This window comes from Nocardia sp. BMG111209, from assembly GCF_000381925.1.
In the GTDB taxonomy this organism is placed as follows: Bacteria; Actinomycetota; Actinomycetes; order Mycobacteriales; family Mycobacteriaceae; genus Nocardia.
The window spans coordinates 954325-968266 of record NZ_KB907308.1; the positions used below are offsets into that span (position 1 = coordinate 954325).

General features: G+C 68.9%; 14 protein-coding genes. 6 read left to right on the forward strand and 8 right to left on the reverse strand.

Annotated elements, in window-relative coordinates; genetic code table 11:
* Window positions 1-18 precede the first annotated feature (18 nt).
* Entirely contained in the window at window positions 19-1290 is a 1272-nt protein-coding gene (locus G361_RS0127980; protein ID WP_019930439.1) for an acyl-CoA dehydrogenase family protein, read from the forward strand.
* A 200-nt stretch (window positions 1291-1490) separates the two neighbouring features.
* Entirely contained in the window at window positions 1491-1772 is a 282-nt protein-coding gene (locus G361_RS0127985) for a hypothetical protein (RefSeq protein ID WP_155981808.1), read from the forward strand.
* A 13-nt stretch (window positions 1773-1785) separates the two neighbouring features.
* Here the strand turns inward: G361_RS0127985 and G361_RS0127990 are convergent, their stop codons facing one another.
* The 3 genes from G361_RS0127990 to G361_RS0128000 are packed head-to-tail and all read right to left on the reverse strand — an operon-like array spanning window position 1786 to window position 4573.
* Window positions 1786-2706, reverse strand: coding sequence for a polysaccharide deacetylase family protein (locus tag G361_RS0127990; protein ID WP_019930441.1), 921 nt, complete (start codon window positions 2704-2706; stop codon window positions 1786-1788).
* On the reverse strand, window positions 2699-4129 hold the full coding sequence (locus G361_RS0127995; RefSeq protein WP_019930442.1) for an NCS1 family nucleobase:cation symporter-1: 1431 nt from the start codon (window positions 4127-4129) through the stop codon (window positions 2699-2701). The genes G361_RS0127990 and G361_RS0127995 overlap by 8 nt, the downstream gene beginning before the upstream one ends.
* A gap of 15 nt (window positions 4130-4144) precedes the next feature.
* On the reverse strand, window positions 4145-4573 hold the full coding sequence (locus tag G361_RS0128000) for a GAF domain-containing protein (RefSeq protein ID WP_019930443.1): 429 nt from the start codon (window positions 4571-4573) through the stop codon (window positions 4145-4147).
* A 479-nt stretch (window positions 4574-5052) separates the two neighbouring features.
* On the opposite strand from G361_RS0128000, the gene G361_RS0128005 reads away from it, so the two are divergent.
* Complete coding sequence (locus tag G361_RS0128005) at window positions 5053-5763, forward strand: GntR family transcriptional regulator (protein ID WP_081635611.1); 711 nt, start codon at window positions 5053-5055, stop codon at window positions 5761-5763.
* 61 nt (window positions 5764-5824) lie between these two features.
* Here the strand turns inward: G361_RS0128005 and msrA are convergent, their stop codons facing one another.
* Both msrA and G361_RS0128015 read right to left on the reverse strand, forming a co-directional pair.
* The gene (gene msrA, locus G361_RS0128010) at window positions 5825-6343 is read right to left on the reverse strand and encodes a peptide-methionine (S)-S-oxide reductase MsrA (protein WP_019930445.1); all 519 of its coding nucleotides are present in this window, start codon (window positions 6341-6343) and stop codon (window positions 5825-5827) included.
* A gap of 70 nt (window positions 6344-6413) precedes the next feature.
* Window positions 6414-7148 carry an enoyl-CoA hydratase/isomerase family protein gene (locus G361_RS0128015; protein WP_019930446.1) on the reverse strand — a complete coding sequence of 245 codons (735 nt, stop codon included), beginning with the start codon at window positions 7146-7148 and terminating at the stop codon, window positions 6414-6416.
* Window positions 7149-7337: 189 nt separating this feature from the next.
* Between G361_RS0128015 and G361_RS0128020 the strand changes: the two genes are divergently transcribed.
* A complete protein-coding gene (locus G361_RS0128020; RefSeq protein WP_019930447.1) occupies window positions 7338-7898 on the forward strand; it encodes a dihydrofolate reductase family protein in 561 nt (186 codons plus the stop codon).
* A gap of 1 nt (window position 7899) precedes the next feature.
* Entirely contained in the window at window positions 7900-9252 is a 1353-nt protein-coding gene (locus G361_RS45150; protein ID WP_019930448.1) for a S9 family peptidase, read from the forward strand.
* On the opposite strand, the gene G361_RS0128030 is transcribed toward G361_RS45150, so the two are convergent.
* The 3 genes from G361_RS0128030 to G361_RS0128040 form a co-directional block, all read right to left on the reverse strand.
* Window positions 9237-11627 carry an excinuclease ABC subunit UvrA gene (locus G361_RS0128030; RefSeq protein ID WP_026343600.1) on the reverse strand — a complete coding sequence of 797 codons (2391 nt, stop codon included), beginning with the start codon at window positions 11625-11627 and terminating at the stop codon, window positions 9237-9239. The genes G361_RS45150 and G361_RS0128030 overlap by 16 nt on opposite strands.
* 93 nt (window positions 11628-11720) lie before the next feature.
* On the reverse strand, window positions 11721-12131 hold the full coding sequence (locus G361_RS0128035) for a VOC family protein (RefSeq protein ID WP_019930450.1): 411 nt from the start codon (window positions 12129-12131) through the stop codon (window positions 11721-11723).
* Window positions 12132-12224: 93 nt separating this feature from the next.
* Window positions 12225-12809, reverse strand: a complete 585-nt coding sequence (locus tag G361_RS0128040; RefSeq protein WP_019930451.1) for a dihydrofolate reductase family protein — start codon at window positions 12807-12809, stop codon at window positions 12225-12227.
* Window positions 12810-12956: 147 nt separating this feature from the next.
* On the opposite strand from G361_RS0128040, the gene G361_RS0128045 reads away from it, so the two are divergent.
* Window positions 12957-13940 (forward strand): sigma-70 family RNA polymerase sigma factor, encoded by a 984-nt coding sequence (locus G361_RS0128045; RefSeq protein ID WP_019930452.1) that lies wholly within the window; start codon window positions 12957-12959, stop codon window positions 13938-13940.
* The last annotated feature ends 2 nt before the right edge of the window (window positions 13941-13942 follow it).

Sequence of the window (13942 nt, forward strand, 5' to 3'; positions counted from 1 at the left end):
GCCGAAGGGAGTGACAGCATGAGTGTCGATGTGTCGGATGTCGCGGCCGTGGCCGAGGATGTCGAGAGTTTCCGCACGCGGGCCCGGGAGTGGATCCGCGGTAATCTCGGCCCGTTCCGGCCGGAGACCGCGATGGGCCTGAGAAGTGTTCCGGCGGAAGAGGAGTTGGCGGCCGTCGCCTACGACCGGCAGTTGCAGCGCAAGGTGTACGACGCCGGGTTCGCGGGCATCGCCATCCCCCGTGAATACGGCGGGCAGGGCCTGACCGCCGCCCATCAGCGGGCGTTCAACGAGGAGCTGGCCGGGTACGAGTGCGCGACCCGTTTCCAGATCCCGACGATGTGCCCTTGTGCCGCAGTACTTCTCGACTTCGGCACCGAGGAGCAGAAGATACGGCACATCCCCGCGATGCTGCGCGGCGAGGAGATCTGGATGCAGTTCCTCTCCGAGCCGTCCGGCGGCTCGGACGTCGCGGGCGCGTTGACCAGCGCGGTCCGCGACGGCGACGAGTGGGTGCTCAACGGCTCCAAGGTGTGGACCACCGGGGCGTGGTGGTCGGATTGGGCGCTGTGCCTGGCCCGGACCAACTGGGACGTGCCGAAGCACCGCGGCCTGTCGGTGTTCATCCTGCCGATCAAGCAGTCCGGCGTGGACGTGCACCAGATCGAGATGCTCAACGGCGCCAAGGATTTCTGCCAGGAATTCCTCACCGACGTCCGGGTGCCGGACACCGATCGGGTCGGCGCCGTCGACGACGGGTGGACGGTGGTGACGCGCTGGATGTTCCACGAGCGCACCCTGTTCAACTCGCCGTACGTCACCTATCCGCAGGGGCAGGTGCACACGGTCGCCGACGCCTCGCCCGCCGACATCGCCCGCGACGCAGGGGTTCTCGACGATCCCCGTGCCCGGGACCTGATCGGCGAGGCCCGGACCCTGGACGTCGTCGGCGACGCGCTGATGCAGCGCATCGCCGGCGGTATGCGCGCCGGCCGGATCTCCGACCAGTCCGCCGCGATCGGCCGGTTGTACCGCGGTATCGCCGGAACCCGCACGGCGACCATCAAATTCGACATCGCGGGCCCCGACGCGGCCGCCTGGTCCGACGACGACGGCGGAATCTCGCAGGCGGGCAACGGTTTCCTGATGCGGCAGACCGCCTGCATCGGCGGCGGCACCACGGAGATGGCCCGGAACGTGATCAGCGAGCGGGTGCTCGGATTCCCCCGGGAACAGCTGCCCGATCGCAACGTGCCGTTCCGGGAGGTACCGCGCGGCGGATCTCGATAGGGCGACACCGGGTACGAATCCGGCCGACGGGCGTAGTATCAGAAACAGGGATCGCTGTCAATTAGCTGTCGTATCGTGCCGTCCAGGTACGCCAGGATAGAGGTGCAGCCATGGCTCGGAAATCGCCGCTGCTACGACGTTGCTGCTTCGCCACCGGGGTGGTGTGCGGCCTCCTGGGGCCGCTATTCGGCCCGCATCCGGTGGCCACGCTCGCCGGCTGCGGGGAGTGTGCGATCAGCCTGCCCGTCGGTCCCGGCGTTCCTGGCGGTGGCGGTGGCGGTGGTGGTGCCAATCCCGACGAGGATCGCGGTAACCGCTCCGGAAACGACACCATCCCGCGCGGCCTGCACATCTTCCCCGGAATCACGCCCAACCCACTGAATCTGCGGCCGCCGTCGAACGGCATCCCGGGCGGAATGCTGCAGCAGCCGCCGATGGCGAACCTGCCGACGTACAACGAACCGGTATACGAGGACGTCTGACACCGGTTCGATCTCAGTCGAACTCTCGATGGTGATCCAGCCACCACCGGGCGATATCGGCCCGGCGCGCGAACCAGACATCCTCGCGCGCCAGCGCGTGATCCAGGAAGTCGCGGACGGCGCGGGCGCGCCCCGGCATCCCGGCCCAGCGTCCGTGCAGGCCGATGGTCATCATCCGCGGCCGGGTCGCACCCTCCTCCCACAGATCGTCGAAACCCATTGCCAGATATCGGGTGAACGAGGTGGGGTCGGCGTATCCCGGGAAGGCGAACCGCATGTCGTTGAAGGTCAGCGAATACGGCACCACCAGATGCGAACCCGCGGCGGTATCGGTGAAGTAGGGCAGGTCGTCGTTGTAGGCGTCGGAGTCGTACAGGAATCCGCCCTCGGCGGCCACCAGTTCCCGGGTGTGCACCGACGGGGTGCAGCGCGAATGCCAGCCGACCGGCCGTGTGCCGCAAACCTTCTCGATATCCGCGACGGCCCGCGCGATATGGTCGCGCTCCTCCGCCCGCGACAGCCGCCAGGGCTCCTCCCAGCGCCAGCCGTGCGCCATCGGCTCGTGCCCGGCCTCGGCGATGTACTTGCCGATCTCCGGATTCTCCAGCAGCGCACGGCCACAGCAGTTGAAGGTGGCCGGCAGCCCGTACTCGTCCAGGATGCGCGCCAGACGCCAAGTGCCGGAACGGCTCTCGTATTCGAAGCTGGATTCCACGCACAGGTCCCGGATTCCGGGCCGGGTCGGGTTGATGGCAACGCCGAACTCCCCCACCGCTTCCCGGCGGCCGTCACCGGCGGCGAAACTGTACTCGGCCCCCGCCTCGTAGTTGATCACGAGGCTGACCGCGATCCGCGCGCCCTCCGGCCACACCACCCGCGGTGGCACCCGGCCGTAGCCGGCGAAATCCCGCCGCGGCCCGAATTCCTCAGGCATGGACGACCTCTCGTTCGGACGCGGCGGTCGAGCGGTTCACGGCCAGATACGCGCCGGCGGCGAGGACCGCGCCCAGTGCCCACGAGAACGGGGCCGCCTGCTGCCAGGCCGGGATCAGCGCGACCGGGAGCGCGACGACGGCGCCGATCGCGGCCGACACCATGGCCCGCGGATTGACCCCGCGCCGGTACCAGTACCGGCCCTCGCCCTCGACATAGAGATCCGCGACCACGACGGTGCCGCGGCGCACCAGGTAGTAGTCAGTGGCGATGACCCCGAACAACGGGCCGAGCAGCGCGCCGAGGCCGCCGATGAAGTAGTCGACCACGACCGGGCTGGAGTACAGCGCCCACGGGCACACCAGCACGGATCCGACCGCCGCGATCAGCCCGCCGCGCTCGAAGGTGATGTACCGGGGCGCGATATTGGAGAAGTCGAACGCCGGCGACACCACGTTCGCGGCGACGTTCACGCCGACGGTGGCGGCGGTGAACACGATCGTCGCGACGATCAGTACCGGGGTGTTGTCCAGCCGCTGGACCAGTTGGATCGGATCGGTGATCGCCGTGCCGAACAGCTTCGCGCTGCCGGTGGTCACCACCGCGACGGTGACCGCGAAGACCAGGAAGTTCACCGGCAGCCCCCACAGATTCGCCCGCCGCATGGACCGCGGACTCGGGCTGGACCGGGTGAAATCGCTGATGTTGAGCAGGAAGGTCCCGAAGAAGGACACGATCAGGGCCACGATCGACGCGAACGCCAGCACCGCCGAACCGCCGTGCACCCGCTCGGCGGACACCTCGACCCCCGGCGCGCCGCCGGTGCGCACCAGCACCCAGCCGAGCAGTACGAACATCACCGCGTACACCGCGGGACCGGCCCAGTTCTGGTACTTACGTACCGCTTCCATACCGTGCCGCACCACGAGCAACTGCAGCGCCCACAGCAGCATGAACGAGCACCAGCCCAGCGCCGACAATCCGAGCACATGCGTCCGGTTCCACGAGGCCAGCCCCGGGACCAGGCGCAGCGCCAGCGCGGACACCGCCAGCGAGCCCAGATAGGTCTGCACCCCGTACCAGAACACCGCCAGCACGCCGCGCACCAGCGCGGGCAGGTTGGCGCCGAAGACCCCGAAGCTGATCCGGGCCACGACCGGATACGGCACTCCGGTGCGCTGCCCGATCGCGCCGCTGAGATTCATCAGCACGTAGACGATGATCAGGGCCACGACCATGGCGGCGAGCACCGTCCAGGTGCCGAGGCCGCGGAAGAAGAATCCGATCGCGAAGGTGTAGGCACCGACGTTGTGCAACACCGACATCCACAGCGCGAACACGCTGTACCCGTTCCAGTCCCGCGTGGTGGCCGGCGCGAGATCCGGATTGTGCAGCCGCGCACTGATCGGCGGTGGTTCGGACATGACTACTCCTCGAATTCAGCCGGTGAGCCCGGCTTCGACGTACTGCTGGAAATCCCGCACCGCGGCGACATCGGCGGCGGTGAATCGGTGCGGACGGTCCTGGATGTGCACGGAGATGGTGCCGACGGTCCGGCCGTCGCGGCGGATCGGCGCCAATATCTGTGCGTAGACCCGCATCTCGTCGATCAGCGACCGCGGCGGCCGGATCGGGTGGGTGCGGGTATCGGACTGGATCAGTAGCTCACCGGTGTCGACCAGGTGGCGGTAGGTCGGGTAGTCGGCCGGATTGATCGGGGTCCCGGATCGCATCGAGGGCACGCCGGGTGACAGTTCCTCCGCGACCAGCGCCGGAAATCCCGTCGGGTCGGCCAATCGCAGGGTCACCCGGCTGGCCCCGGTGGCGGACAGCAGCCGGCGGCATCCGTCCGCGTATTCGGTGGTCACGCGAAACCCCTGCCCTCGTGCCGGACCGGCGACGGCCGGGCTCGATCCCGCGTGCCGATCCGGGCCGGGACATTCGATATCGCCGCATGATCCGACCGCGGCGGAACATATTCACGGAGTCGCCCGCGGGCTGCAACAGAATACGATCGGAGCCCGCCGGAAAAAGGTTTGCGGCATCGAAATCCACTCGGCCGGGACGTCGATTCACTGCCGTCGGGCAATATTCGTGCGGCCATTTCCGCGCGGCACCCGGCAGCCTCGGCGAAAATCCGTCGCGGTCCGGTGCGGACCATGTCGATCGCTGTCATGAACTGCCCTCCTCCGTATCCGGCCGATCGCTGCGATGTCGATATTCTGGGAATCCGGCGACATCGAAGTCAATGAACAGCAACGTATACTTCGCGAGGTATACACAGCCGGAAACACCGCCGAAACATCGGCGGTGCGAGGTATTAGCACGCGGGTGTTACCACTGATTCATGGCGTTACCGACATCGGTTCCGGGACATGCGCAACTGCCCCCGGTCCCGCCCCGCGCGCAGAATATGTTGCGGCAGTGCGGCCCCGGCCTGCCGCCGCTACGGGAACGGGTGCGCGATGTGCTGCGCGACTGGATCGCCGACGGCCGGCTCACACCGGGCATGCGCCTGTTCGAACAGGATCTGGCGACCGTACTCGGCATCTCCCGCGTGCCGGTGCGGGAGGCGATTCGCATCCTGGAGGCGGAGGGGTACGTGACCGTGCGGGGACGGCAGGTCCGGGTGCGGGCCCTGGATCCGGCCTCGGTCGCGCATCTGCTCGACGTGTGCGAGACCCTCGAGGCGCTGGCCGCGCGGCAGGCCGCCGAACAGATCACCGCGACCGGCACGCTGCGATTGCGCGCGGTGCTGGAGATGGGCCGGACACGGCTGGCCACCGGCGGCTTCCCGATCTCCGACGGCGGCAATATGGCTCTGCACGAAGAGATTTCGCGACTGGCCGGGAACGAGGTCCTCGACAGCGTGCTCGCCCCGCTGCGCGGCCGGGTGCAGTTCCTGCTGCGGCACGGCAGCGAGAACGACCGCATCGAGACCGAACACGCCGCCATCACCGCGGCGATCGCCGCCGGTGACGCGGAACTCGCCGCGGAACTGTCCGCGGCGCACATGCGAGCCACTCGACGGGAGATCCTCGCCGGGCTGCCCTGGTGAGCGGGGACGATCCGGAACGGCGAGCGGGGCCGTCACCGGACGACCCCGCTCACTTGTGGTTTTACGACTGCGCCGTGGCCTGCCGACGCGGGAGCTTCCAGCCCGGCCGCGGGAAGTGGCAGGTGTACCCGTCCGGGTAGCGCTCGAGGTAGTCCTGATGCTCCGGCTCGGCCGGCCAGAACGTGACCGCCGGGCTCACCTCGGTGACCACCTTGCCCGGCCACAGGCCGGAGGCGTCGACGTCGGCGATGGTGTCCAGCGCCACCCGCTTCTGCTCGTCGTCGCGATAGAAGATCTCGGAGCGGTAGCTGGTGCCGATATCGTTGCCCTGCCGGTTCTTCGTGGTCGGATCGTGGATCTGGAAGAAGAATTCCAGCAGTGCCCGGTAATCGGTCCGCGCCGGGTCGTAGGTGATCTCCACGGCCTCCGCATGACCCGGATGGTTGCGATAGGTCGGGTGATCGTTGCGGCCACCGGTGTAGCCGACCTCGGTCGACACCACCCCGGGCTGCTTGCGGATCAAGTCCTCCACACCCCAGAAGCACCCACCGGCCAGGATCGCCGTCCGCGTTTCGGTCACGCTGCCTCCTTCACGAGCACGTTCTCGACTACTCCTACAACTCGTTCCGGGGCCGAAAAGTTCCGCTCGGTCACCGGCGGCTCAGCGGCGAATCACCCACCGTGTGCAGATGCCGCGCGGATTCGATGTCGATGTATCCGGCCAGGGGCAGGGTTTCCGCCGACAACAGGTTCGCCTTCATCATCCGCAGCACGAACGCCGGCCGCGCGGCCAGTTCACCGGCGAGCGCCAGCACCTCGTCGTGCAGGTCCGCCGGCTCGAACAGGCGGGTGACCAGGCCCTGTTCGTGCGCCTGCGCGGCGGTGAACTTCCCCGGGAACAGGAGCAGTTCCCGGGCCCGGCCGCCGCCGACGGCATGCAGCAACGACCAACTCAGGCCCATATCGCCGGAGATGCCGACGTCCAGGAAGGCCGTGTTGAACCGCGCGCGAGTCGAGGCCCAGCGGAAATCGCACGCGCACGCCCAGCCCATCGCCGCACCGGCGCAGCCGCCGTCGATCGCCGCGATGGTGACCTGCGGCATGGTGTGCAGCAGGGTCGACGCGTGATAGGTCGGGCCCAGCCGCTGCAAGGTGGCCTCGCCGGCGCTGTCGCCGCTGCCCCCGATGTCGGCGCCGACCGAGAAATCGGTTCCGGCGCCGCGCAACACCACCACCTGCGCGTCACCGGCCGCCACCGCGCCCAGCGCGCGGTGGAGTTGTTCACACATGGCGATCGTGACGCCGTTGCGCCGCTGCGGCCGGTTCAGCGTGACCACCGCCACCGCGCCCTGCCGCTCGACCGTCACCTCGGAAAACTCACCCATAGCCATCCTGTCCCGGGAGAACCCTGATCTCGACAACAAGAATAACGTTCTCCGAATTTCGGTGCCGGGATCCCCGGATTCACGGGTGCCGCCGATTTTTTCGTGGTAGACCTACTCCCCGGATTGGTTCGGCCCGCCGAGCGACAGCTGCTCCGGAGCGCCCAGCCATCGACGGGGAGGAGCACGCACATGGCCGGGCTGATCTATTCGGCGATCGCCTCACTGGACGGCTACATCGAGGACGCCCAGGGCGAATTCGACTGGGCCGCACCCGATGACGAGGTACTCGCCGCGGTCAACGAGATCGAGCGCCCGATCGGCACCTATCTGTACGGCCGCCGGATGTACGAGACGATGCGCTACTGGGCGACCGCACCCACCGGCGCCGACCGGCCCGTCCTGGAGAACGAGTTCACCCGGATCTGGCGGCAGGCCGACAAGATCGTGTATTCCCGGACGCTGCAATCGGTTTCGACCGAACGGACCCGGCTCGAGCGCACCCTCGACCCGGCCGCGATCGCGGGACTGAAGAAGTCCGCCGACCGGGACATCAGTGTCGGCGGCGCCGATCTGGCCCGCCAGGTCTTCGCCGCGGGCCTGGTCGACGAGATCCACCTGTTCCTCGGCCCGATCCTCGTCGGCCGTGGCAAACAGGCACTGCCCGAGGGCATCGCCGTCGACCTGGAGTTGTTGTCGGAGCGCCGTTTCCACGGTGGCGTCGTGCACCTCCACTACCGGGTGCGCTCCTGAGATGGTCGATCCGACCGCAGCGGCGCTGCGCGTGATGCGCCTCCTGCGGGAGGGCCGGATCCGCGAGCCGGCGGTCCGGACGGATCTGTCGGTACCCGCCGACGGCGCCGAGGAGTTGCAGCGGTCGTGGGACGAAGCGGTGCGCGCGCACGGCCGGATCCTGCGCACCGGTGTGCCGAGCCGTGATCGGCTGTCGCCCACCGCGATACAGGTGCGGATCCCGTTGTACTGCGAGCAGGGCGGTTTCGGCTTCGGGGCGATGTTCGATCCGGACGACCGGCTGATCGGGCTGCGGTTGCCGAAGCTGGACTGGGCCGAGCCGTGGCAGCCACCGGATTATGTCGATCCGGAAGCCCTCACCGAGCAGGAGCTGACGATCGGCGCCGGACCGTTCGCCGTCCCGGGCACGCTGACCCTGCCCGCGGCTCGCCCGGCGGCTCCGGGCCGAGGACCGGCGGAACCCGGGATCACGACCGCCGCGATCACCGGATCCGGGATCACGACCGCCTCCGGGCCGGTGCCCGGGGTGGTGCTGCTGACCGGGTCCGGTCCCTGCGATCGGGACTCGACCCTGTCGGCCTATCCGCGCAACAAGCCCTTCAAGGATCTGGCCTGGAGGCTGGCCGGTCGGGGTATCGCGGTGCTGCGGTACGACAAGGTCGTCCGAACCCACGCCGGTCGCCTCGACACCGAGAAGTTCACGCTCACAGACGAATACGCGCACGCCGGTCCCGCGATCACCCTGTTGCGGCAGCAGCCCGCGGTGGATCCGAGCCGGATCTTCCTGCTCGGGCACAGCCTCGGCGGCTCGATGGCTCCCGGTATCGCGATGGGAGAGCCCGCGATCGCGGGTGTGATCATCCTGGCCGGCGGGGCGCAGCCACCCCACCACGCGCTGCTGCGACAGTACCGCTACCTGGCGAGCCTGCGCGCCGAACCCGATCCGGACCTGGCGGCACAGCTGGCGGAACTCGCCGAGCGGGTCGCCCGGTTCGACACCTCGGGGGCCGTGGCCGAACCGCTGCTCCCCGGTGTGCCGCTGCACTATTGGCAGGATTGGATAGCGCTCGACCCGGTCGGCACGGCCGCCGCCCTGGACCGCCGGCTGCTCGTCCTGCAGGGCGGCCGCGACTACCAGGTCACCGTCGACGACGATCTCGCGCTGTGGCGGGCCGGACTCGCCGGCCGGCCGCATGTCACGATCACCGTGCACGAGGCCGACGACCACCAGTTCTTCCCCGGTTCCGGACGGTCCACACCCGACTCGTATCTGTCCGCGCAGCATATGGATCCGGCGGTCGTCGCCGAGATCGCCGCGTGGATCGGCGCGCGGCCGGGTCAGGCGCCGATGTAGGCCGCGAGATGTTCGCCGGTCAGGGTCGAGCGGGCGGCGACCAGATCGGCGGGGGTGCCCTCGAAGACGATGCGGCCGCCGTCGTGACCGGCGCCGGGACCGAGGTCGATGATCCAGTCGGCGTGCGCCATGACCGCCTGATGATGTTCGACCACGATCACCGACTTGCCGGAGTCGACCAGGCGGTCCAGCAGGGCCAGCAGCTGTTCGACATCGGCGAGGTGCAGGCCGGTCGTCGGCTCGTCCAGCACATAGACACCGCCCTTGTCGGCCATGTGGGTGGCCAGCTTCAGCCGCTGCCGTTCACCGCCGGACAGCGTGGTCAGCGGCTGGCCCAGCCGCAGGTAGCCGAGCCCGACATCGGCCAGTCGCCGCAGGATCGCGTGCGCGGCAGGCAGTTTCGCCTCGCCGGCGCCGAAGAACGCGGCCGCCTCGTCCACCGACATGGCGAGCACCTCGCTGATGTCGCGACCGCCGAAGTGGTAGTCGAGTACGGCGGCCTGGAACCGCTTGCCCTCGCACTCCTCACAGGTGGTCGCCACCCCGGCCATCATGGCCAGATCGGTGTAGATGACGCCGGCGCCGTTGCACGTCGGGCACGCACCCTCCGAATTGGCGCTGAACAGTGCGGGTTTCACGCCGTTGGCCTTCGCGAACGCCTTGCGGATCGGTTCCAGCAGTCCGGTGTAGGTGGCCGGATTGCTGCGCCGCGAACCCCGAATGGGGCTCTGGTCGACCGACACCACCCCCGCGCCGCCGGGCACCGAGCCGTGGACCAGCGAACTCTTGCCCGAACCCGCCACACCCGTCACCACGCACAGCACACCGAGCGGGATGTCGACGTCGACGGCCCGCAGGTTGTGTGTGGTGGCGCCGCGAATCTCCAACGCGCCCTTGCCCTTGCGCACCTGCTGCTTCAGCGCGGCCCGGTCGTCGAAGTGCCGGCCGGTGATGGTGCCGCTACCGCGCAGCCCGTCGACGGTGCCCTCGAAACACACCGCGCCACCCGCGCTGCCCGCACCCGGACCGAGATCGACGATGTGGTCGGCGATCACGATGGTCTCCGGCTTGTGCTCGACCACCAGCACGGTATTTCCCTTGTCCCGCAAGCGGAGCAGCAGTTCGTTCATCCGCTGGATGTCGTGCGGGTGCAGCCCGGTGGTGGGCTCGTCGAACACGTACGTGACATCGGTGAGCGAGGAGCCGAGATGGCCGACCATCTTGACCCGTTGCGCCTCGCCGCCGGACAGCGTGCCGGCCGGCCGGTCCAGCGACAGATATCCCAGTCCGATCTCGACGAACGAGTCGAGGGTGCCGCGCAGCGTCGTCAGCAGCGGGGCCACCGACGGCTCGTCGAGTCCGCGCACCCAGGCGGCCAGATCGTTGATCTGCATCGCGCACGCGTCGGCGATGCTGATGCCCTCGATCTTCGAGGAGCGGGCCGCCGCGCTCAGCCGGGTACCGTCGCAGTCGGGGCAGGTGGTGAAGGTGACCGCGCGCTCCACGAAGGCCCGGATGTGCGGCTGCATCCCCTCCTTGTCCTTGGCGAGCATCGACCGCTCGATCCGCGGGATCAGACCCTCGTAGGTCATGTTGATCCCGGCGATCTTCATCCGGGTCGGCTCGGCGCGCAGGAAGTCGTGGAGTTCCTTCTTGGTGTATCGGCGGATCGGCTTGTCCGGGTCGACCAGGCCCGATTCCCGGTACAGCCGGAGATTCCAGCCGCCGGAGGTGTAGCCGGGCACGGTGATCGCGCCCTCGTTCAGCGACTTCGAATCGTCGTAGAGCTGGGTGAGATCGATATCGGTGACCGAACCGCGGCCCTCACAACGCGGGCACATGCCGCCGGTGATGCTGAAACTGCGGCGCTCCTTGACCTTCTCGCCGTTCTTCTCCAGCGTGACCGCACCGGCCCCGCTGATGGAGGCGACGTTGAAGGAGAACGCCTGCGACGAGCCGATATGCGGTTTCCCCAAGCGGCTGAACAGGATTCGCAGCATGGCGTTCGCGTCGGTGGCGGTGCCGACGGTGGAGCGCGGGTCGGCGCCCATCCGCTGCTGATCGACGATGATGGCCGTGGTCAGCCCCTCGAGCACGTCCACGTCGGGGCGCGCGAGCGTCGGCATGAAACCCTGGACGAAGGCGCTGTAGGTCTCGTTGATCAGCCGCTGCGATTCCGCCGCGATGGTGCCGAACACCAAGGAGCTCTTGCCCGAGCCGGATACCCCGGTGAACACCGTCAACCGGCGCTTCGGGATCTCGATACTGACGTCCGCGAGATTGTTCACCCGCGCACCGTGCACGCGGATGAGGTCGTGGCTGTCGGCGATATGGGCACCGGGCGACGCGGCGTTCCCCTTGGTGGCCGTGCTCATCATCTCTCCTCTGTCTGTTCGGACCCAACCATAGGCCGTGACCCGGACACATTCCGCGCCGGGAACGTGTCCGCGCAGGTCACGGTGCTCGAATCAGCCGACCTGGTTGATCCGGATCAGATTGCCCGCCGGATCGCGGAACGCGGCGTCGCGCACACCGTACGGCTGGTCGGTGGGTTCCTGCACCACCTCGGCGCCGCCGGCCTGCAGGGTGTCGAAGGCGGCGTCGAGGTCCGGCACCGCGAGGGTGATGCGGCCGTAGGTGCCCTTCGCCATCATCTCGGTGATGGTGCCGCGTTCGGCCTCGGTGACGCCGGGATCGGCGGCCGGCGGATACAGCACGATCGAGGTGCCGGGCTGCCCGGCCGGGCCCACGGTGATCCAGTGCATGCCGTTGTAGCCGACGTCGTTGCGCACCTCGAAGCCGAGCAGATCGTGATAAAAGGCCAGCGTGGCCTTCGGGTCCTCGTGCGGGAGGAAGGTCGATGCGATGGTGATGTCCATGCCGACGACGCTAGGCGCGGCCGACCGGCCCGTGCTTCTCGATTCCTGATCGGTTCGGCCGTGCCCGCCGGGGACGGGCACGGCCGGTTCCGGTCAGGCGGCCCGCTCCGGCCGGTAGGTGTGCAGGGCGAGGGTGTTCCCGATCGCGCGGGTCGTGACGAGCCGCAGCGGCCGGGTCGCGGGCCCGATCCGGTCGAACCAGCGTTCACCGGCGCCGAGCAGGTACGGGAAGGTGGTCAGCCGCAGTTCGTCGACCAGGTCGTGCGCCAGCAGCGACTGCACCAGCTGCCGGCTGCCGTAGACCACGATCTCACCGTCGACCCGCTGCTTCAGGGCCGAAACCTCCTCCACCACTTCACCTTTCACCACCTCCACATTCATCCAGTCGGGTCCGTCGAGGGCCGCGGAGGCCACGACGTACTTGGGCAACTCCCGCAGCCGGTCCGCCCAGTCGCCCGGACGGGCCGCCCACCGGCCGGCGAACCAGGTGTAGGTGCGGCGACCCAGCAGCAGCGCCGCGGCCGCGCGCGCCTCCGCGTACTCGATCGCGGACCATTCGTCGCGATCGGCCCCGCCGAAGTGGGTGAACCAGCCACCGAGCGCGAAGCCCTCGTCACCGGTCGGGTCCTGCACCACCCCGTCGAGGGTGACGTTCTCGCTGACGACGATTGTTCCCATGTTCGATCTCCTTCATCGTTGTGGTCCTACGAGGAGGCAGAAACCGGCGAGCCCGGAAATCGGCCGGTCCGCGAGCGACCGATTCGCGGCCCGGCCGGTGTCCATATCGGAGGCGCAGGTCGACAGCGCAGGAAGAGGTGACGCACGATGGTGACCGGTGAATTGCTGACGCGGGCGCGGGCCGGGGACGGTGAGGCGTTCCGGCAGCTGACCGACCCGTTCCGGCGGGAATTGCAGGTGCACTGCTACCGCATGCTCGGGTCGTTGCAGGACGCCGAGGACGCGTTGCAGGACACCCTGCTGGCGGCGTGGCAGGCGCTGGACGGATTCGAGGGGCGGGCCTCGCTGCGCACCTGGCTGTACCGGATCGCCACCAACCGCTGCCTCAACGCGCGGCGCGCCGCGAGCCGCCGACCGGCCAAACAGTGGGACATCCCGCACATCGAACCGCCCGAGCCGACCGGATTCGGCGATATCGTCTGGCTGGAGCCGTTTCCCGACACCCTGCTCGCGGGGCCCGGTCCGGAGGCCGGATACGAACGGCACGAGGCCGTTTCGCTGGCCTTCGTGACCGCACTGCAGGTGCTGCCGCCGCGGCAGGTCGCGGTCCTGATCCTGCGGGACGTACTCGACTTCCGGGCCACCGAGGTGGCCGACATGCTCGATGCCAGTGTGGAATCCGTGAACAGCGCGCTCAAACGGGCCCGCGCCGGCGTGCGGCGGAAACTGCGGGCGTCCGATCCGCCGCCCGCGGACTCCCCCGCCGAGCGCGCGATCGTCGCGAGGTTCACCAGGGCCTGGGAGGCCGCCGACCTCACGGCCCTGGTGGCGTTGCTCACCGACGACGTGTTCATCTCGATGCCGCCGATGCCGCTGGAATACGAGGGCCGCGCGGCCGCCGAACGCTTCTGCGGCGCGATCCTCAACGGCGGCAGGCGATTCGATCTGGTGCCGACCCGCGCCAACGGGCAGCCCGCCTTCGGCACCTATCTGCGCGGCACGACCGGAGTCCGGCACGGGACCGGTCTCTACGTGCTCACGCTGTCCGGCGATCGGATCAGCGGGATGGCCCGATTCGAGAATACGGTGCTGCCGTGGTTCGGGCTGCCCCGCTCGCTACCGCAGCGCTGACG

Coding starts and splice junctions, on each gene's coding strand:
- G361_RS0128030 (WP_026343600.1), bottom strand. CDS start 11,627: ATGAGCACGGCCACCAAGGGGAACGCCGCGTCGCCCGGTGCCCATATC.
- G361_RS0128020 (WP_019930447.1), top strand. CDS start 7,338: ATGGCCGGGCTGATCTATTCGGCGATCGCCTCACTGGACGGCTACATC.
- G361_RS0128015 (WP_019930446.1), bottom strand. CDS start 7,148: ATGGGTGAGTTTTCCGAGGTGACGGTCGAGCGGCAGGGCGCGGTGGCG.
- G361_RS0127990 (WP_019930441.1), bottom strand. CDS start 2,706: ATGCCTGAGGAATTCGGGCCGCGGCGGGATTTCGCCGGCTACGGCCGG.
- G361_RS0128005 (WP_081635611.1), top strand. CDS start 5,053: ATGGCGTTACCGACATCGGTTCCGGGACATGCGCAACTGCCCCCGGTC.
- G361_RS0127980 (WP_019930439.1), top strand. CDS start 19: ATGAGTGTCGATGTGTCGGATGTCGCGGCCGTGGCCGAGGATGTCGAG.
- G361_RS0128045 (WP_019930452.1), top strand. CDS start 12,957: ATGGTGACCGGTGAATTGCTGACGCGGGCGCGGGCCGGGGACGGTGAG.
- G361_RS45150 (WP_019930448.1), top strand. CDS start 7,900: ATGGTCGATCCGACCGCAGCGGCGCTGCGCGTGATGCGCCTCCTGCGG.
- G361_RS0128040 (WP_019930451.1), bottom strand. CDS start 12,809: ATGGGAACAATCGTCGTCAGCGAGAACGTCACCCTCGACGGGGTGGTG.
- G361_RS0127995 (WP_019930442.1), bottom strand. CDS start 4,129: ATGTCCGAACCACCGCCGATCAGTGCGCGGCTGCACAATCCGGATCTC.
- G361_RS0128035 (WP_019930450.1), bottom strand. CDS start 12,131: ATGGACATCACCATCGCATCGACCTTCCTCCCGCACGAGGACCCGAAG.